The sequence below is a fragment of the Sphingomonas sp. ID0503 genome (assembly GCF_048565625.1).
In the GTDB taxonomy this organism is placed as follows: domain Bacteria; phylum Pseudomonadota; class Alphaproteobacteria; order Sphingomonadales; family Sphingomonadaceae; genus JBLZUR01.
Window position 1 is genome coordinate 350,304 of the sequence record NZ_JBLZUR010000002.1, and the last position, 17,268, is coordinate 367,571.

19 protein-coding genes are annotated in these 17,268 nt (G+C 67.3%); 12 read left to right on the forward strand and 7 right to left on the reverse strand.

Translation table 11 applies throughout. The annotated features are described in order from the left end of the window. The first annotated feature begins 245 nt into the window (after positions 1-245). Together ACM608_RS02730 and phhA are read left to right on the forward strand one after the other, a co-directional pair. Positions 246-401 (forward strand): hypothetical protein, encoded by a 156-nt coding sequence (locus ACM608_RS02730; protein WP_419681664.1) that lies wholly within the window; start codon positions 246-248, stop codon positions 399-401. Positions 402-439: 38 nt separating this feature from the next. After that, a complete protein-coding gene (phhA, locus tag ACM608_RS02735; protein ID WP_419681666.1) occupies positions 440-1,309 on the forward strand; it encodes a phenylalanine 4-monooxygenase in 870 nt (289 codons plus the stop codon). Here the strand turns inward: phhA and ACM608_RS02740 are convergent. Genes ACM608_RS02740 through ACM608_RS02750 form a run of 3 tightly spaced genes read right to left on the reverse strand, consistent with a single transcriptional unit; the run spans position 1,263 to position 4,331 of the window. Continuing rightward, positions 1,263-2,222, reverse strand: coding sequence for a 50S ribosomal protein L11 methyltransferase (locus tag ACM608_RS02740; RefSeq protein ID WP_419681668.1), 960 nt, complete (start codon positions 2,220-2,222; stop codon positions 1,263-1,265). The two genes, phhA and ACM608_RS02740, sit on opposite strands and share 47 nt — an antisense overlap. Next, a complete protein-coding gene (locus ACM608_RS02745) occupies positions 2,212-2,922 on the reverse strand; it encodes an SDR family NAD(P)-dependent oxidoreductase (protein ID WP_419681670.1) in 711 nt (236 codons plus the stop codon). Before ACM608_RS02745 ends, ACM608_RS02740 begins: the two co-directional genes overlap by 11 nt. A gap of 41 nt (positions 2,923-2,963) precedes the next feature. Continuing rightward, positions 2,964-4,331: a methyl-accepting chemotaxis protein gene (locus tag ACM608_RS02750; protein ID WP_419681672.1), complete on the reverse strand. Its 1,368-nt coding sequence runs from the start codon at positions 4,329-4,331 to the stop codon at positions 2,964-2,966. Positions 4,332-4,492: 161 nt separating this feature from the next. On the opposite strand from ACM608_RS02750, the gene sdhC reads away from it, so the two are divergent. From sdhC to ACM608_RS02770, 4 genes are read left to right on the forward strand one after another with little or no spacing between them, the layout of a single operon-like run. Further along, positions 4,493-4,924, forward strand: coding sequence for a succinate dehydrogenase, cytochrome b556 subunit (gene sdhC, locus ACM608_RS02755; protein WP_419681674.1), 432 nt, complete (start codon positions 4,493-4,495; stop codon positions 4,922-4,924). Further along, positions 4,924-5,310 (forward strand): succinate dehydrogenase, hydrophobic membrane anchor protein, encoded by a 387-nt coding sequence (gene sdhD, locus ACM608_RS02760; RefSeq protein WP_419681676.1) that lies wholly within the window; start codon positions 4,924-4,926, stop codon positions 5,308-5,310. Before sdhC ends, sdhD begins: the two co-directional genes overlap by 1 nt. Beyond that, a complete protein-coding gene (gene sdhA / locus ACM608_RS02765; RefSeq protein ID WP_419681678.1) occupies positions 5,310-7,097 on the forward strand; it encodes a succinate dehydrogenase flavoprotein subunit in 1,788 nt (595 codons plus the stop codon). Before sdhD ends, sdhA begins: the two co-directional genes overlap by 1 nt. An 18-nt stretch (positions 7,098-7,115) precedes the next feature. Further along, the gene (locus ACM608_RS02770; protein ID WP_419681680.1) at positions 7,116-7,418 is read left to right on the forward strand and encodes a YdeI/OmpD-associated family protein; all 303 of its coding nucleotides are present in this window, start codon (positions 7,116-7,118) and stop codon (positions 7,416-7,418) included. Positions 7,419-7,488: 70 nt separating this feature from the next. Here the strand turns inward: ACM608_RS02770 and ACM608_RS02775 are convergent, their stop codons facing one another. From ACM608_RS02775 to ACM608_RS02790, 4 genes are all read right to left on the reverse strand, one after another. Continuing rightward, positions 7,489-7,731: a type II toxin-antitoxin system Phd/YefM family antitoxin gene (locus ACM608_RS02775; RefSeq protein WP_419681682.1), complete on the reverse strand. Its 243-nt coding sequence runs from the start codon at positions 7,729-7,731 to the stop codon at positions 7,489-7,491. 37 nt (positions 7,732-7,768) lie between these two features. After that, on the reverse strand, positions 7,769-10,444 hold the full coding sequence (ppc, locus tag ACM608_RS02780; RefSeq protein ID WP_419681684.1) for a phosphoenolpyruvate carboxylase: 2,676 nt from the start codon (positions 10,442-10,444) through the stop codon (positions 7,769-7,771). Between the two features lie 88 nt (positions 10,445-10,532). Further along, a complete protein-coding gene (locus ACM608_RS02785; protein WP_419681686.1) occupies positions 10,533-11,099 on the reverse strand; it encodes an HNH endonuclease in 567 nt (188 codons plus the stop codon). Between the two features lie 217 nt (positions 11,100-11,316). Then, complete coding sequence (locus ACM608_RS02790) at positions 11,317-11,961, reverse strand: PEPxxWA-CTERM sorting domain-containing protein (RefSeq protein ID WP_419681688.1); 645 nt, start codon at positions 11,959-11,961, stop codon at positions 11,317-11,319. A gap of 94 nt (positions 11,962-12,055) precedes the next feature. On the opposite strand from ACM608_RS02790, the gene gluQRS reads away from it, so the two are divergent. From gluQRS to ACM608_RS02820, 6 genes are all read left to right on the forward strand, one after another. Continuing rightward, positions 12,056-12,991 carry a tRNA glutamyl-Q(34) synthetase GluQRS gene (gene gluQRS, locus ACM608_RS02795; protein ID WP_419681690.1) on the forward strand — a complete coding sequence of 312 codons (936 nt, stop codon included), beginning with the start codon at positions 12,056-12,058 and terminating at the stop codon, positions 12,989-12,991. A gap of 9 nt (positions 12,992-13,000) precedes the next feature. Next, entirely contained in the window at positions 13,001-13,225 is a 225-nt protein-coding gene (locus ACM608_RS02800; protein WP_419681692.1) for a twin transmembrane helix small protein, read from the forward strand. 10 nt (positions 13,226-13,235) lie between these two features. Then, positions 13,236-13,808 (forward strand): cob(I)yrinic acid a,c-diamide adenosyltransferase, encoded by a 573-nt coding sequence (locus tag ACM608_RS02805; RefSeq protein ID WP_419681694.1) that lies wholly within the window; start codon positions 13,236-13,238, stop codon positions 13,806-13,808. A gap of 179 nt (positions 13,809-13,987) precedes the next feature. Next, a complete protein-coding gene (egtB, locus tag ACM608_RS02810) occupies positions 13,988-15,247 on the forward strand; it encodes an ergothioneine biosynthesis protein EgtB (protein ID WP_419681696.1) in 1,260 nt (419 codons plus the stop codon). Position 15,248: 1 nt separating this feature from the next. Then, on the forward strand, positions 15,249-16,214 hold the full coding sequence (egtD, locus tag ACM608_RS02815; protein ID WP_419681698.1) for an L-histidine N(alpha)-methyltransferase: 966 nt from the start codon (positions 15,249-15,251) through the stop codon (positions 16,212-16,214). A 96-nt stretch (positions 16,215-16,310) separates the two neighbouring features. Further along, positions 16,311-17,180, forward strand: a complete 870-nt coding sequence (locus ACM608_RS02820; RefSeq protein WP_419681700.1) for a 3-hydroxybutyryl-CoA dehydrogenase — start codon at positions 16,311-16,313, stop codon at positions 17,178-17,180. The last annotated feature ends 88 nt before the right edge of the window (positions 17,181-17,268 follow it).

Consider the following 17,268-nt stretch of genomic DNA (forward strand, 5'->3'; position numbering starts at 1 on the left):
CGCGCAAATCCTCGCTCGCCTGCCGCGACGAACACCGGCTCGCGCACTTCGAGGGAACAGTAATGATCAAGGCCGGGAGCTACATCGAACCTGACCTGAAGAGATGAGCTTCAATGTAGGCTGATCTTCCTTGTTCCTAAATCATGGTAGCATTTCGCTTAACCATCATTCTGTGAAACAATGTTCATTATCGACCTGTTGTGGCCGTGGAGGGATGTCCAATGCCTACAGCGTTGATCCAGAGGATGGCTCGTATCTATGTCAGGCGACACCAGAGCCGTGCGCCGATCCTGGTGGGGGATCACATCTCCAGGTCGATCGCCGCCGGACGCTTGCAGCGTTCGCACCAGTGGCGGGCCGTGCGGGATGCGATCTGGAAGATGGACGGCTTCCTGATCTAGCCGGTCGTCTCTTCCGCGCAGTCGTGCGTTGAACGGCCATGACCGACACGCACATCCACGAGACACCCCCCGATGGCGCCGCCGCGGACTGGACGGTGCCGCAGGACTGGGGCCGCTACACCGCGGAGGAGCATGCCATCTGGGACCTGCTCTTCGCGCGCCAGTCCGCGCTGTTGCCCGGCCGCGCGTCGCAGGCCTGGCTGAACGGCCTCGACGTCCTCCGTCTCTCCAGGCCCGGGATTCCCGACTTCGATGAACTGTCCGACCGACTGATGAAGCTGACCGGCTGGCGCGTCGTCGCGGTGCCCGGGCTCGTCCCCGACGCGGTGTTCTTCGATCACCTCGCCAACCGCCGTTTCGTAGCCGGGAACTTCATCCGCTCCCGTGACCAGCTCGATTACTTGCAGGAGCCGGATGTCTTCCACGATGTCTTCGGCCACGTCCCGATGCTCGCCGATCCGGTCTTCGCCGACTACATCCATGCCTATGGTCAGGGCGGCCTGCGCAGCCTCGGTTATGGCGCGCTCCACAAGCTGGCGCGGCTTTATTGGTATACGGTGGAATTCGGGCTGGTGCGCGAAGGGGGCGATCTGCGCATCTACGGCTCCGGCATCGTGTCGAGCCATGGCGAGAGCCGCTTCGCCCTCGACAGCGACAGCCCCAACCGCATTGCCTTCGACCTCGAACGCGTGATGCGCACCGAATACCGCATCGACGATTACCAGCAGAGCTATTTCGTCATCGACAGCTTCGACCAGCTGCTGACCATGACGACGGCGACCGACTTCGCCCCGCTCTATGCCCGGCTGGACGGCCTCCCGGACATCGCGCCGGCCGCTATCCTGCCTGAGGATCGCGTCATCACCACGGGATCACAGGCGTGGGCGTGGGGGCGAGCGGCAGGATGACGCGCGCCGACCGCCGCTTGCGCAGGCGGAGCGTCGGCCATTTGCCGCGATCGATACGGTCGATCGGGTGCAGGCCCTGGCGTCGATAGCCCGCGATCACCGCATCCGCCTGCGACTGCATCAGCCCGGCGAGGATCACCTGCCCGCCCGGCGCCACCGCCGCCGCGAAGTCGCGCGACAATTCGATCAGCGGCCCGGCGAGAATATTGGCGATCAGCAGGTCATAGGGCGCGCGCCGCACCAGCGCGCGGTGCTGCAACCCTGGTGCCACCGCCAGCGCCAGTGCGCCGCGCGCGGGGCCGCTCGCGATACCGTTCAACGCCGCATTCTCCGCCGTTACCTCGATCGACACGGGGTCGATATCGGACGCGATGACATCCGCCTGCCGCCACAGATGCATGGCGGCGAAGGCGAGCAGGCCGGTGCCGGTCCCCACATCGGCGATGTTGCGGAACCGCGCGCCCGCCCGCGCCATCCGATCGAGCATCTCAAGGCATCCGGTGGTCGTTTCGTGATGCCCGGTGCCGAATGCCCGGCCGGCGTCGATCTCGAACGGTACAACGCCAGCCGGGATCTCGGCCGCATTATGCCCGGTGTGGACGAAGAAGCGTCCGGCGCGGATCGGCTCCAGCCCGGCCTGGCTGATCGTCACCCAATCGGCGTCGGCGATCCGCTCCACCACCGGCTCCGTCTCGGCGCTTGGCACCAGCGCCTGGAGCATGCGCAGGGTGGCGGCATCGGGCTCGGCCTCAAGATAGACGTCCAGTCGCCATTCCTCGGGCCGGCTCGGATCGGGCTCGCTGGTCATCAGCACCGGCACCGGCTCCAGCAACGCCAGCGAGGGAATGTCGCCCGAAAGCGCCTCAGCCTCCGCCCTGGTGCAGGGCAGTGTTACTTTCCAGCTATCGGACATAGCTCGCCCCATTCACGTCGAGCACCGCGCCGGCCATCGACTCCGGCGCGCGCAGCGCCAGGAACGCGGCCATCTCCGCCACCTCCTCCGGCATGGCGACACGGCCGAGCGGAATGTCGGCGAGGAGCTTGTTGCCGCCCCGGCTCGCCAGATAATCGTCCGCCATTCCCGTCATGGTGAATCCGGGGCAGATCGCGAAGGCGAGGATGCGCTCGCTCGCATAGCCCCGCGCGATCGACTTGGTCATTCCGACCATGCCCGCCTTCGATGCGGCATAGTGCCAGTGCGCGGGCGAATCGCCGCGATAAGCGGCGCGGCTGGCGATGTTGACGATCCGCCCGCCTTTGCCGCGCTCGCGGAAGTGCTGGACGGCGAAGCGGCAGAGTTCGGCGGACGCGGTCAGGTTGATCCGCATCGTCCGCTCCCAGCCCTCGACCCAATCGGCATCGGGCAGGTCGATGCCGTTCGCCTCGAACACGCCGGCATTGTTGACGATGACGTCGATGCGCCCGTCGAGCCGTGCCAGCGCCTCGCGCCACAAGGCGGCGGCGGAGCCGGGTTGCGCCAGGTCGGCGGCGATCAGGCCGCCGGCGGCAGTGGTCGCCTGCCCCACGACCGCGGTGCTCTCGGTGGCGAGGCGTTCGACGATGGCGGCGCCGATGCCGCGGCTTGCGCCGGTGACGAGGACATGTGTGGCCATGCACCGGCCACTAGCGTCCCCGCCCCACAGGCGAAAGCGTCTTAGGCTCCGATCTCGGTGATGAACGCGTTGGCGGCGTTGGCCAGGTTGGTCAGCCGCTCGTCCACTTTCCGGAACCCGGTCTCCAGCGCGTCGATATCGGTCGCGACCGCCTCCGTCTCCTCGTGGATCGAGGCGATCGTGCTGGACATCGAATCGGCCGCGAGCGCGGTTTCGTCGACGGCCGCGGTGATCATCGTCACCGTCTGCGCCTGCACCTCCATCGCCTGCTGGATGCGGCGGGCGGAGGTCTGCACTTCGCCCACCGTGTCGCGGATCGACCCGTTGGCGCTCAGGGTCTCGCGCGTCGCCGCCTGGATGACCGAGATCTTGGATGCGATGTCGTCGGTGGCGCGTGCGGTCTGGTTGGCGAGGCTCTTCACCTCCTGCGCCACCACGGCGAAGCCGCGTCCGGCGTCACCGGCCCGCGCCGCCTCGATCGTGGCATTGAGCGCGAGGAGGTTGGTCTGCCCGGCAATGTCGCGGATCAGGCCAAGGATCGACTCGATCGCCTTGGCGTGACCGGACAGTGCCTCCGATGTCTCGACCGCCTTGGCCGATTGATCGCCGGCACGCACTGCGACCGTTGCGGCCAGTTCGACCTCGGACCGGGCGTCCTCGATGGCGCGGATCAGGCCGGCGGCCGTCTGAGCCGCCTCGCGCATCGCGACGGCCGACTGTTCGGCGGCGGCGGCGACTTCCGACGCCTTGCCCAACATGGCGCGCGTCGCCTGCGCGGTATGGACCGTTCGATTGCTGAGCGCGCCCGCCTCATGCGCGGCAGAGTCGACGATCTGGGCAATCTGCTCCTGGAATCGGCGCGACTGGCCCGACAGGGCACCCGACGCATGGGCCCGCTCGATCGCGGTGTAGTGCCAAGACATAACCTCGACCTGGTAGAAGCATAGCCGGCTGAAGGTGGTGCTGAGCCGGTCCACCTCTTCGAAATCATGGCCGAACTTCTGGCGAATCCGCCGATGCACGCGGGAGGCCATGTCCGTGAAAAGCGCGATGATCTGCGGCAGGTCCTGTCCGCGCGCGAACAGGTCGGCGGCGGGCGCCGCCAGCCATTTCACCCAGGTCTCGTCGAATGGGGCGTTGTAGATGCCTGCGGCGAAAGCCTGCCCCTTCTTCAAGATCGCCTCGGCGTCTTCCTGATCCTCGGCATCAAGGATGCCACTTCTCAACAGAACGAGGATCTTCCCCGTCTCGTCGGAGAGGATGTCGCCCGCTTGCTGCCAGAGATGGCTCGCTTCGCGGAAGAAGGCGCCGTCGGCGCCATAGATGGTTACACGCCGGGCAATGTCTTGCGCGCCCATCGCGATAGCGATGGGCAGCGAAGCCGTGGCGGCGATAGGGTCCATCCTCATCAGTGTCTCCGTCCGATCCAGTACGGCTTTGTTACGGCACAACGGTAAACAGGACGTTAGCCGTGCCCGCTTGCTCGAATGCTGCGGCGCGGCGGTTGCATGAAGGGACGAACCGTCTAAAGACGAGCCGTTCTAATCAGGCGTTCGTCGGGGATAGCCTCATGTCTCGTAATCATGCGCGGCCCTTGTCGCCGCATCTGACCATCTGGCGGTGGGGACCGCATATGCTGGTCTCGATCCTTCATCGCGTCACCGGCAGCGGCCTTGCCACCGTCGGCACCGGCCTGTTCGTCTGGTGGCTCGCCGCCATCGCGGGCGGCGCGGACAGCTACGCCAGCTTCGTCCATTGGGTGATCAAGGCGGAACCGGGCGAAGGCGGGCAGCACGTCGTCAACATCCTGGCGCGCCTCGTCGGCCTCGGCCTGACCTGGGCGTTCTTCCAGCATCTCGCCAACGGCGTGCGCCATCTCTTCCTTGATGCCGGCGCCAATTTCGAGCTGCGGGGCAACAAGACCAGCGCCATCGCGACGCTCGTCTTCTCGATCGTGATGACCGTCCTCGTCTGGGGCTACATCCTGGGGGTGAAGGGCTGATGGGCAACGGTACGGGCATCGGCCGCGTCCGCGGTCTCGGGTCGGCGAAGACCGGCACGCATCATTGGGTCATGCAGCGGCTGACGGCGGCCGCGAACATCATCCTGCTCATCTGGCTGGTCGTCTCGCTCCTCCGCCTGCCGCTCAGCGACTATCAGGCGGTGGCGACCTGGGCGTCATCGCCCTGGGTGGCGGTGCCGCTCCTCCTCATCGTCATCAACACCTTCTGGCATTTCCGCTTGGGGCTGCAGGTGGTGATCGAGGATTACCAGCATGACGAGAGCCGCATCGTCGCGCTCGTCCTTCTCAACTTCTTCACGATCGCGGCGGGTGCGCTCGCCATCTTCTCGATCCTGAAGGTCGCGTTCACGGGGGTGGCCCACTGATGGCCGAGGCATATCAGATCATCGACCGTGTCTATGACGCGGTCGTCGTCGGCGCCGGCGGCTCCGGCCTGCGCGCCACGATGGGCTGCGCGGAAAAGGGGCTGAAGACGGCCTGCATCACCAAGGTGTTCCCGACCCGCTCGCACACCGTCGCCGCGCAGGGCGGCATCGCCGCCAGCCTCGGCAACAACACGCCGGATCACTGGACCTGGCACATGTTCGACACCGTCAAGGGTTCCGACTGGCTCGGCGACCAGGACGCGATCGAATATATGGTGCGCGAGGCACCGGCCGCCGTGATCGAGCTGGAGCACGCGGGCGTGCCGTTCAGCCGCAACGATAACGGCACGATCTACCAGCGTCCCTTTGGCGGCCACATGCAGAACATGGGTGCCGGCCCGCCCGTGCAGCGCACCTGCGCCGCCGCCGACCGCACCGGCCACGCCATGCTCCACGCGCTCTATCAGCAGAGCCTGAAGTACGACGCCGACTTCTTCATCGAGTATTTCGCGCTCGACCTCATCATGGAGAATGGCGAGTGCAAGGGCGTCCTGGCGCTCTGCATGGAAACCGGCGTCATCCACCGCTTCCGTGCCCATGCCGTCGTGCTGGCGACCGGCGGATCGGGCCGCACCTATTTCTCCGCCACGTCGGCGCATACCTGCACCGGCGACGGCGGCGGCATGGTGCTTCGCGCGGGGCTTCCGCTGCAGGACATGGAGTTCGTGCAGTTCCACCCGACCGGCATCTACGGCGCGGGCGTCCTGATTACCGAGGGCGCGCGCGGCGAAGGCGGCTATCTCACCAACAAGAACGGTGAGCGCTTCATGGAGCGCTATGCCCCGTCCGCCAAGGACCTCGCCTCCCGCGACGTCGTCGCCCGCTCGATGGCGGCGGAGATGCGCGAAGGCCGCGGCGTCGGTGAACACGGCGATTACATCTACCTGCACCTCGACCACATCGATCCGAAGGTGCTGGCCGAGCGGCTGCCGGGCATCACCGAGACCGGCAAGATCTTCGCCGGTGTCGACCTCACGCGCCAGCCGCTGCCCGTCACGCCGACCGTCCACTACAATATGGGCGGCGTCCCCTGTAACTATCACGGCGAAGTCGTGACGCTGAAGGACGGCAACCCGGATGCGGTCGTCCCCGGCCTGTTCGCGGTGGGGGAGGCGGCCTGCGTCTCCGTCCACGGCGCCAACCGCTTGGGCTCCAACAGCCTGATCGACCTCGTCGTCTTCGGCCGCGCCACCGGCTTCCGCATCGCGGAACTGGTCCAGCCGAATTCGAAGCACGGAACGGTAGTGAAGGAGGCGGACGACAAGGCCGTCACCCGCCTCGACCATTATCGCAACGCTAAAGGCGGTACGCCCACCGCGCAGATCCGGCTGGACATGCAGCGGACGATGCAGAAGCACTGCGCCGTGTTCCGCGACACCGCGCTCCTGCGTGAGGGCATGGAGAAGATCGACAACGTCTACGCCACCCTGCAGGACGTCGGCGTCTCTGATCGCTCGCTGATCTGGAACACCGACCTGGTCGAGACGCTGGAGCTGGACAACATGCTGCCTCAGGCGGTCGTGACGATGCATTCGGCGGCGAACCGCAAGGAAAGCCGCGGCGCGCATATGCACGAGGACTTCCCCAACCGCGACGATGCGGAATGGATGAAGCATACCATCGTCTGGTTCAACAAGGGCGGCGTCACGATCGACTACCGCCCGGTCCACGATTACACGCTGACCGACGAGGTCGAGTACATCAAGCCGAAGGCGCGCGTTTACTGACCGGGCCCGGAGGTCGTTGTGGCAGGGGATTTCCGGCACGGAACCGTCCACAACGCCTCCGAAGACCTGCAGGTGGCGATCCGCGCGAACCCGGAGGTGCTCACCCTGTGGGAGGGCCTGACGCCGCTCGGCCGCAACGAGTTCATCTGCTGGGTCGATGACGCCAAGCAGGTGAAGACACGCCAGCGCCGCATAGAACGGACCTGCGAAGAACTGCTTGAGGGCAAGCGCCGGCCGTGCTGCTGGCCCGGCTGCATCCACCGTACCGACAAGGCACCGGGCCGGTGGCAACAGGCGGTCCTCGTGGACGGGAAGAAGTAGCCGCGCGAGCCGTCACAGCCTGGGTTCAGCCGCGCTATATCCCTCCTTCGGCATCATGGAGGAGGCTCGGCTATAGGTCGTCAATCGAGACCTCAATGCCCTCCTGACCCTCCCGCGGGCGCACGATTTCGACCAGTTCGACATCTTCCAGGCGATCCATGATGGCCTCCCAGGCATCGGCCGGGATCAGATAGGCGGCTGGACGATTGCGGCTCAGGATCGCGACTGGAAACCCCTCCGCAGCTTCGACCACCGCGCTCGGGTTCTTCTTCAGGTCGCTGATGCTGACGCACTGCGGTGCGAGAAGAGGCATGTTCACGACTTATCGTAGGTCATCGAAATCGGTCTCTTCAACCGGAGTTGCGCAGCGCAGTGGCGATCGCGTTGATCGACAGCTGGATGCCCTCGGCGATGCGCGGGTCGTCCTCACCTGCGCGGTGCCGCTTCAGCAGCTCGACCTGCAGATGGTTGAGCGGTTCGATATAGGGCAGGCGCAGGCGGATCGACGCGTCGAGTGCGGGGTTCTTCTCCAGCAGTCGCGTCTGCCGCGTAATCGACAGCAGGCAGTCATGCGCCATCCGCCATCCGTCGCGGATCTGCGGGAAGATGCTGTCCGCCAGCGCCTTGTCCTCGACCAGCGGGAGGTAGCGTTCGGCGATGCCCATATCCGACTTCGCCAGCACCATCTCCAGATTGGCGAGCGTCGCCTGCAGGAACGGCCAGCCTTCGACCATCTCGCGCAGGAGGGCGGTGTCCTTGAACCCCTTCAGCGCTTGCCCGACACCATACCAGCCGGGCAGCATCACCCGCGCCTGCGCCCAGCTGAACACCCAGGGGATCGCCCGCAGATCCTCGATCGCGTCGGATTTGGTGCGGCTTGCCGGGCGCGATCCGATTTTCAGCGTGGCGATCTCGGCGATCGGCGTGAACTGGCGGAAAAACTGCCGGAAGCCATCGGTGCCGTAGACGAGCGCGCGATAGGCCTTGAACGCATCGCCCGACAGCTGGTCCATCGCGGCGGCAAAGCGCTTTGCGTCGGCCTCGCTCAGCACCGGTGGCTCCAGGCTGGCGAGCACCGTCGCCGACGCCATCGCCTCAAGGTTCGCGATCGTGCTCTCGCGCGTGCCGTATTTGGCGGCGATCACCTCGCCTTGTTCGGTGATGCGGATGCGGCCGTTGACGCTGCCCGGCGGCTGCGCGCGGATCGCCGCGAAGGAGGAGCCGCCGCCACGCCCGACCGCACCGCCGCGCCCGTGGAACAGCTGCATCGCGGCGCCCGCCTGGGCGAACACCGGCTCGAGCGCGAGCGCCGCCTGATGCAGGCTCCAGACGGAGGTCAGGTAGCCGCCATCCTTGTTGCTGTCCGAATACCCGACCATCACCTCCTGATGGCCGCGCGCCGCCGTCAGCGCCGCCGCCTCGGGCAAGGCGAACCAGTCGGTCATGATTCCCGGCGCGTTCTCCAGATCGCCGATCGTCTCGAACAAGGGCGCAACCATGATCGCGGAGGATGGCGTCTCGCCCGGCCGGTACAGCCCCGCTTCCTTCAGCAGGATATGGACCTCCAGCAGGTCCGACACGCTCGCCGACTTGGAGATCAGATAGGTGGTGATCGACTGCGGCCCGTAACGCTCATGCGCCTCTGCAGCCGCGCGGACGATCGCCAGTTCGGACCGGGTTTCGTCGCTATATTCGGCAAACGGGCTGGCCAGCGGCCGCGCATTGGCGAGCTCCCGCCGCAGCACCGCGACACGATCCTCTTCGGGGAGCGCGAGGTAATCGGCCACGACCCCGGCGACCTTCAGCAGTTCGGCCACGGTCCGCTCGTGCACGTCGGCGTTCTGGCGGAGATCGAGCGTGGCGAGATGGAAGCCGAAGGTCTCTACCGCGCGGATCAGTCGCGCCAGCGCGCCTTCGCCGCCGAGCGCCCCGCCGCCCGGCCCGTGCAGGCTGTGCGCCAGCCGCACCAGATCCGCGCGGAAATCCTCCGGCGTCGCATAGCGTTCCGCCTGATGCTTGGCGGGCCGGGGCGGGGCCTCGCCATGCAGCGCGCGATAGGTCGCGGCCAGCCGGTCGTAGATGCCGGTCACCGCGCGGCGATAGGGCTCGTCCCGCCTCGCTGGCGCGTCGTCCCCGCTCGCCTCGGCCAACGCTGTCAGTTCCTCGTCCGCCGGCACCAGCTCGGTCGAAATCGACAGCTCGCCGCCCAGCGCATGAACCAGATCGAGATAGTGGACGATCACCGCCCGGCTCGCGCTCCCCAGCGACAGGCGCAGCGTGTCCGCGTTGACGTTCGGGTTGCCGTCGCGGTCCCCGCCGATCCAGTTGCCTGGCCGCAGGAAGCTCGCCGGTCGCGCGCCGAGCGCGCGGTGCCAGCGTGTGTAGAGCGCGGGCAACGCCGGCAGGAAGCTGTCGCGCAGATAGGCGAGCGCCGTCTCCACCTCGTCCGCCACATAGAGCCGCTCGCGCCGCAGCGGCCGCGTCTGCCAGAGGAGAGCGATCTGGCGATAGATCGCCCGGTCGATCAGATCGCCGCCGTCGGTCTCCTCGCGCCCCTGATCCTTCAGCGCCATCAGCTCGGCGATGCGGTTGCGGTGGTCGATCATGCTCTTGCGCCGCACCTCGGTAGGGTGCGCGGTCAGCACGGGTGCGACGAGGCCATCGGCGAGCAGGTTGAGGATCTTGTCCTTGCCGACGCCCTGTTCGGCCAGTCGCGCCACCGCGCTCGCCATGTCCGCCCCCGGTTCGGCGGCGATCCCCTGCCGGTCCTCGGCGAGGTTGGCGAGCATGGAGAACAGCATGAACCCGCGCACGAAGGCGAGCGTGTCGTCGAGGCTCAGCGCCTCCAGCCCGCTGTCCACGCTGTCGGCGTCCGCGATGCCGCGCGCACGATCCACTGAGGTCGACCGGATGTATTCCGTACGCCGGTAGAGCTGCTCACCGCCGTAAGCCCGGATCACATCGCCGAGCAGGCGGCCGAGGAAGCGGATATCGGGGTTCTGCGGGATCGCGGAGGAGGTGGCCATGCGCCACTTGCTGCACCCGCGAAGTGGACGGGTCAACGGACTACGGGGCTTTACCCTGACCCGTCAGCCGTACCAGCCCCTCTGATCCTCAAGCCTCCAGCGGCACGTCCCAGTACAGCCAGTCGCGCCAGCTGTCGTGCAGGTGGTTCGGCGGGAAGGCACGGCCGTTGTCCTGCAGCTGCCAGCTCGTCGGGCGGATCGGGTCGGTGGCCAGCGCCATCCGCGCCTGACGCGGCGTCCGACCGCCCTTGTGCAGGTTGCACGGCGCACAGGCGGTGGCGACGTTCTCCCAGGTGGTGCGCCCACCCTGAGCGCGCGGCACGACATGGTCGAAGGTCAGCTCGTGCGGGCTGCCGCAATACTGGCACTGGAAACGGTCGCGCAGGAACAGGTTGAACCGCGTGAAGGCGGGGAACTGCGACGGCTTCACGAACTGCCGCAACGCGATGACCGAAGGCAGCTTGATCGCGTGCGTCGGGCTTTTCACCTCGCGCTCGTAATGATCGACGATGTCGACCCGCTCCAGGAACACCGCCTTCACCGCCGTCTGCCAGGGCCAAAGGCTGAGCGGGTAGTAGCTAAGGGGCGTGTAGTCGGCGTTGAGGACCAGTGCCGGGCAAGCCTCGGGATGACGAAGAACATCGGGATGATACATCGAACCGCGAAAGCCTCCCGCTCGTACGGGTTAAAGGCCCAGCAGCCGGTCGCCTGTCGCACTCAGGACGCGCCCCTGAACGGCCCGTCACCCTGATGCCACGCTTCTGCTAGTGTCGCGTGACAGGGTGATGACACCACTTCTGGTGTCGGCGCGTCAAGCCAAATAAAACGGGCGGCCCTCATGAGGACCGCCCGTTGCGTTTGGATCGTAGGTCTCAGAGCGCGGCGTAGGCGACGCGCGTGCGGCGGCGCATCGCCCCGCCGACCAGGCCGAAGCCCGCGATCATCATCGCCCAGCTGGCCGGCTCCGGCACGGCGGCGGTGGCGGTCACGGCGTTCAGGTTGTCGACGATGACGTTGCCCTGCGCATAGCCCAGGATGTCGAAGCCGCCGATGCCGTTGGTCGAGGTGATCGAGAAGTTGTTGTACCCGGTCGGCGTATAATAGGCGGAAACCGGCGAGTTCGGCACGGTGAAGCTGCCGAGCGTCGCGCCGTCGGTGTCGTAGAACACCAGGGTCGCGCTCTGCAGCGCGCTCGCGATGTCCAGGCTGAAGCTGGTCAGCGATGCGGCGAAATCGGTGTCGAAGCGCAGGTTGATGTTGGCGTAGTCGCCGCCATCCTGCCAGTTGTCGCCGTCGGTCAGCCACAGGCCGTGGACGTCGGGGCCGCCCTTCCAGTCGGGGCTGTCGCCATATTCGGAGACATAGTAGTTCTGCGCGTTGGAATTGGTGCCGAACCAGCGGCTTTCCCAGCTGCCATAGGGCGCGGTGTCGAAATCTTCGGTGAAGCTGGCGGCGGTCGCGCCGGTGGCGGCGAGCAGGCCGGACGAAATGATGGCGAGGTGCTTGAGGTAACGCATATGCTCTCCCTGCAACGGACATGTTGCGCGATGGCGCGCGTTAACCATGATGGCCGGCCATGACGTTTCGGTTGCAGATCGATGTATTCCAGCAATGACGCTGGTCTCTCGTTTCGCGCCGAGCCCGACCGGACGTCTCCATCTGGGACATGCCTATTCCGCGCTTCGCGCCCATGATCTCGCCAAGGCGGCGGGCGGCCGCTTCATCCTGCGCATCGAGGACATCGATCCCGGCCGCACGCGCGAGGAGTATGTCGGGGGGATCGTGGAGGATCTCGACTGGCTCGGCCTCCACCCCGAGGGTCCGGTCTGGCGCCAGTCCGAACGTGTCGCAGTCTATGCCGATGCGCTGGATGGGCTTCGGGGCAGGGGCCTCCTCTACCCTTGCTTCTGCACCCGCGCCGACATCGCAGCCGCAACGAGCGCGCCGCATGGACGGGAGGGCGCAGTCTATCCGGGCACCTGTCGCGGGCTGGACCCGGCGGAGGCGGCCCGACGCATCGCGGCGGGAGAGTCCCATGCCTGGCGACTGGATGTTGGGGCGGCCTTGTCCCTGGTTCGTCGTCCTAGTGAAGACTGTGACCGCTCGGGTTCGAAGGACCACCCGATGCCAGCCCCCGCTGGCATGACGAACGATCGGTTGCGCTGGCACGACTCCACCGCCGGCTGGATCACCGCCGACCCCGCCGCCCATGGCGACGTCGTCCTCGCCCGCAAGGACGCACCCGCCTCCTACCACCTCGCCGTCACCATCGACGACGCAGCGCAGGGCGTGACGGACATCGTGCGAGGGCTCGACCTGTTCGCCGCGACCGACGTCCACCGCCTCCTCCAGGCGCTGCTCGGCCTGCCGACCCCGCGCTACCACCACCATCCCCTCCTTACCGGACCGGACGGGCGGCGCCTGGCCAAGCGCGACAACGCCCCGACGATCGCTGCGCTGAGGGAAGGCGGGGCCGATCCGATGGCGCTGGTCCGCGCGCTCCGGCGCGGGCAGGTTCCGGTTGGATTTGGCCTCGCGAGCGCCTAGATACCGGCCATGCAGACCTTCCTCGTCATCCTCCTCATCCTCGCCATGATCGCGACAGTCGTCGCGCTGGTCCGTGGCATCGTTATCTTCCTCAAGACGACCGAGCAGGACCTGCTCGGCACCGGCGTCAGCAACTCGGGCGTGCGGCAGAACAAGGCGATGCGTCAGCGCATCATGTTCCAGGCGCTCGCCGTCGTGGTGATCGTCCTGATTCTGATTTCCACGCGGGGCTAAGGCGCGAGTCTTGGTCAAGCTCAACCGCATCTACACCCGCACGGGCGACGCGGGCACGACCGGCCTTGTGGACGGTTCGCGCGTGTCGAAGGCGGACGCCCGCATGGCTGCGATCGGCGATGTGGACGAGGCGAACTCCATCGTCGGCGTCGCCCTCCTCCATGTGACGGACGAGGGGTATCGCGCCACGCTCGCCCGCATCCAGAACGAGCTGTTCGATCTCGGCGCAGACCTCGCCACACCGGGCGAGCAGTTCGAGCCGGACGAGATGACGCTCCGCATCACCGCCGTCCAGGTCGAGCGGCTGGAGGCGGAGATCGACGCGATGAACGAGGCGCTAGGCCCCTTGCGCAGCTTCATCCTTCCCGGCGGCGATCCGGCGGCGGCCCACGTCCATCTCGCCCGCGCCGTCGTCCGCCGTGCCGAACGCGCCGCCGTCGCCGCTTCGGCGGAAGTCGCGCTGAACCCCCAGGCGCTCGCCTACATCAACCGCCTCTCCGACCACCTCTTCGTCCTCGGCCGCGCGATCAACGCGGCGGGCAGGGGCGACATCCTCTGGGTCCCCGGCGCAACGCGCAGTTAAATCCTCCCCATCGAAGATGGGGAGGGGGACCATGCGCAGCATGGTGGAGGGGGGGTGCGAAGCACCGTTGCGCCGGCCCCTCCACCACGCCGCTTCGCGTCGCGGTCCCCCTCCCCGAGCAAGCTCAGGGAGGATTGAGACCAGCAACCATCCCCCAACCCGTTCGTTACACCCCCGGGATGGCCTCGCTACAATCCGAACCCCGCCTCGCGTCCGGCACGCTGCTGGACCGCTACGTGGCCACGCGCGCGCTCAGCGTCGCCCTCGTCGCCACGCTCTCGGATGCCGACGCTACCGTTCAGCCCAACCCGGACGCGTCTCCCGCCAAATGGCACCTCGCCCACACCACTTGGTTCTTCGAGACATTCGTCCTGCGCGATCACGTCCCCGGCTACCGCGCGTTCGATGATCGCTACGCCTATCTCTTCAACAGCTATTACGAGGCGGAGGGTGCGCGCCACCCGCGCGACCGGCGCGGTATGCTCACTCGGCCCACGCTCGAGGCGATCCTCGCCTGGCGCGCGCATGTCGATCAGGCCCTGATCGCCGCCGACCTGCCCTCAGAGGCGCTCGCCCTCATCGAACTCGGCATCAACCATGAGCAGCAGCATCAGGAACTGCTCCTCACCGACATCCTCGCCACCTTCGCGGAGAACCCGCTGGCCGATCCGGTCTGGGATCATCCCCGCGCCGCCGCCTCGCCGATGCCCGGTCCGATCGGCTGGATCGAGCATCCCGGCGGCGTGGTGGAGATCGGTCATGCGGGCGACGGCTTCCACTTCGACTGCGAGGGGCCGCGCCACCGCACCCTCCTCCACCCCCACGCCATCGCCGATCGCCCGGTCACCAACCATGAATGGCGCGCGTTCATGGCCGATGGCGGCTACACCCGCCCCGAACTCTGGCTGGCGGACGGCTGGGCCTGGGTGCGCGGGGAGGGGGTGGACGCCCCGCTTTACTGGCGGCGACATGGCGATGACTGGCTGAGCTTCGCGCTCGACGGTCTCCACCCCATCCGCCCCGGCGCGCCCGTCACCCATATCTCCTATTACGAGGCCGAGGCCTATGCCCGCTGGGCCGGTGCCCGCCTGCCGACCGAGGCCGAGTGGGAGACCGCCGCCGCCAGCGCCGACCCCCTCGCCGGCAACCAGCTCGATGCCGCCGGACCCGTTCGCCCACAGGCGCAGCGCGGCACCGATTGCCAGTTCTTCGGCGAGGTCTGGGAATGGTCCGGAAGCGCCTATCTCCCATATCCCGGCTTCCGCGCGGCGGAGGGTGCGGTCGGCGAATACAACGGCAAGTTCATGTCAGGCCAGTTCGTGCTGAAGGGCGCGTCCTGCGCCACCCCGCGCGGCCATTCGCGCGCCAGCTACCGCAACTTCTTCTACCCCCATCAGCGCTGGCAGTTCACCGGCCTCCGCCTTGCCAAGGACATCTGACATGCTGCTGGAGAAGATCCCCGCCAGGGCCGACACCGCCTTCCGCGCCGACGTCCTCTCCGGCCTCGCCTCCCGACCGCGGGCCATTCCCGCCCGCTGGCTCTACGATCACGAAGGCTCCGCGATCTTCGAGGAGATCACCCGCCTTCCCGAATACTACCCGACGCGCACCGAAAGCGCGCTGCTCCGGGATCGGTGCGAGGATGTCGCCGCCCTGGTCGGCCCCGGTCGCGCGGTCATCGAATTCGGCTCCGGCTCCTCCACCAAGACGCCACATCTCCTCGGCTGCATCGAACCGGCGGCTTACGTCCCCATCGACATCTCGGGCGAGTTCCTCCGCGAATCTGCCGCCGCCCTCGCGCGCGATTTCCCGACCCTGCCGGTGATCCCGCTGGAGGCCGACTTCATGCACCCGATCGTCCCGCCCGACGGCGTGGCGAAGCTGCCGAAGCTCGGCTTCTTCCCCGGCTCGACCATCGGCAACATGGTGCCGCTGACCGCGGTCAACCTGCTCCGCGCCATGCTGGAGAGCCTCGGTTACGGCTCGATGCTGCTGATCGGCTTCGACATGCTCAAGGGGCGGGAGGTGCTGATCCCCGCCTATGACGATGCGGCGGGCGTCACCGCCCGCTTCAACCTCAACCTCCTCCACCGCATCAACCGGGAGCTGGGCGGCGACATCCCCGTCGATGCCTTCCGCCACCGTGCGATCTGGAATGACGACCATTCGCGCATCGAGATGCACCTGCAGGCCCGCGCCGACATCGCCCTTACCGTCGCCGGCGAGCGCTTCGAGATCGCGGCGGGCGAGACCATCCACACCGAGAACAGCCACAAATACGGCCTCCGCGACGCCCGCCTCCTGCTCCGCGCCGGCGGCTGGGCCCCGCTGAAGGAATGGACCGATCCCAAGGGCCTCTTCGCGATCATCCTCGCCGAAGCGCAGCCGCCACGCACTGCGCCGTAAAACGATCCTCCCCCTTGCGGGGGGAGGATGCCATCCGCCCTTGCCTCATTCCCTCATTTCCCCCAATCCCCGCCCCACAATCAGGGGAGTTCTGCGATGAAGACAGTCGGCGTGATCGGTGCGGGTCAGATGGGCGCGGGGATTGCGCAGGTGAGCGCGGCGGCCGGCCTCGACGTGGTCCTTTCCGACCGCGAGCTGGCTCTCGCCGAAAAGGGCAAGGCCGGGATCGCCAAGCTCCTCGACCGCCAGGTCGACAAGGGCAAGCTCGAAGCCGCCACCCGCGACGCGACCCTCGCCCGCATCAAGCCCGTCGGCGATCTCACCGCCATGTCCGCCGCCGATCTGGTGATCGAGGCCGCGACAGAGCGGGAGGATATCAAGCGCACGATCTTCGCCGATGTCGGCAAGGTGCTCGGCGCCTCCGCCATCCTCGCCTCCAACACCTCCTCGATCTCGATCACGCGCCTCGCCCAGGCGTCGCCCGATCCCGCCCGCTTCATCGGCATGCACTTCTTCAACCCCGTGCCACTGATGCCGCTGCTGGAGATCATCCGCGGCCTCGCCACCTCGGACGAGACGGTCGCCGCCGCCCAGGCCTTCGCGCAGAAGGTCGGCAAGGAGACCGTCCTCGCCAACGACTCGCCCTGCTTCGTCGTCAACCGCATCCTCCTGCCGCTCCTCAACGAGGCGTTCTTCGCGCTTGGCGAGGGTGTCGGCTCGATCGAGGACATCGACAAGGGCGTGAAGCTCGGCCTCGGCCACCCGATGGGCCCGCTGACCCTTGCAGACATGATCGGCCTCGACACCATCCTGCTGATCCTGAAGGTTCTGCAGGAGGATTTCGGCGACCCCAAATACCGCCCCGCGCCCCTGCTGGTGAAGTATGTCGAAGCCGGCTGGCTGGGCCGCAAGACCGGACGAGGCTTCTACGACTATTCCGGCCCGGAACCCGTGCCGACGCGGTGACGTAAGATCCTACCCTGGAAGGGGAGGGCGACCAGCGAAGCTGGTGGAGGGGTAGGTGCCGCAAGTGCCACCGCCCGCATGTGCGGCA

Coding starts and splice junctions, on each gene's coding strand:
- sdhA (WP_419681678.1), top strand. CDS start 5,310: ATGGCCGAGGCATATCAGATCATCGACCGTGTCTATGACGCGGTCGTC.
- sdhD (WP_419681676.1), top strand. CDS start 4,924: ATGGGCAACGGTACGGGCATCGGCCGCGTCCGCGGTCTCGGGTCGGCG.
- ACM608_RS02745 (WP_419681670.1), bottom strand. CDS start 2,922: ATGGCCACACATGTCCTCGTCACCGGCGCAAGCCGCGGCATCGGCGCC.
- ACM608_RS02730 (WP_419681664.1), top strand. CDS start 246: ATGGCTCGTATCTATGTCAGGCGACACCAGAGCCGTGCGCCGATCCTG.
- ACM608_RS02785 (WP_419681686.1), bottom strand. CDS start 11,099: ATGTATCATCCCGATGTTCTTCGTCATCCCGAGGCTTGCCCGGCACTG.
- egtD (WP_419681698.1), top strand. CDS start 15,249: ATGCTGCTGGAGAAGATCCCCGCCAGGGCCGACACCGCCTTCCGCGCC.
- ACM608_RS02790 (WP_419681688.1), bottom strand. CDS start 11,961: ATGCGTTACCTCAAGCACCTCGCCATCATTTCGTCCGGCCTGCTCGCC.
- egtB (WP_419681696.1), top strand. CDS start 13,988: ATGGCCTCGCTACAATCCGAACCCCGCCTCGCGTCCGGCACGCTGCTG.
- ACM608_RS02820 (WP_419681700.1), top strand. CDS start 16,311: ATGAAGACAGTCGGCGTGATCGGTGCGGGTCAGATGGGCGCGGGGATT.
- ACM608_RS02740 (WP_419681668.1), bottom strand. CDS start 2,222: ATGTCCGATAGCTGGAAAGTAACACTGCCCTGCACCAGGGCGGAGGCT.
- ACM608_RS02800 (WP_419681692.1), top strand. CDS start 13,001: ATGCAGACCTTCCTCGTCATCCTCCTCATCCTCGCCATGATCGCGACA.
- ACM608_RS02775 (WP_419681682.1), bottom strand. CDS start 7,731: ATGCCTCTTCTCGCACCGCAGTGCGTCAGCATCAGCGACCTGAAGAAG.
- ACM608_RS02750 (WP_419681672.1), bottom strand. CDS start 4,331: ATGAGGATGGACCCTATCGCCGCCACGGCTTCGCTGCCCATCGCTATC.
- gluQRS (WP_419681690.1), top strand. CDS start 12,056: ATGACGCTGGTCTCTCGTTTCGCGCCGAGCCCGACCGGACGTCTCCAT.
- ppc (WP_419681684.1), bottom strand. CDS start 10,444: ATGGCCACCTCCTCCGCGATCCCGCAGAACCCCGATATCCGCTTCCTC.
- phhA (WP_419681666.1), top strand. CDS start 440: ATGACCGACACGCACATCCACGAGACACCCCCCGATGGCGCCGCCGCG.
- sdhC (WP_419681674.1), top strand. CDS start 4,493: ATGTCTCGTAATCATGCGCGGCCCTTGTCGCCGCATCTGACCATCTGG.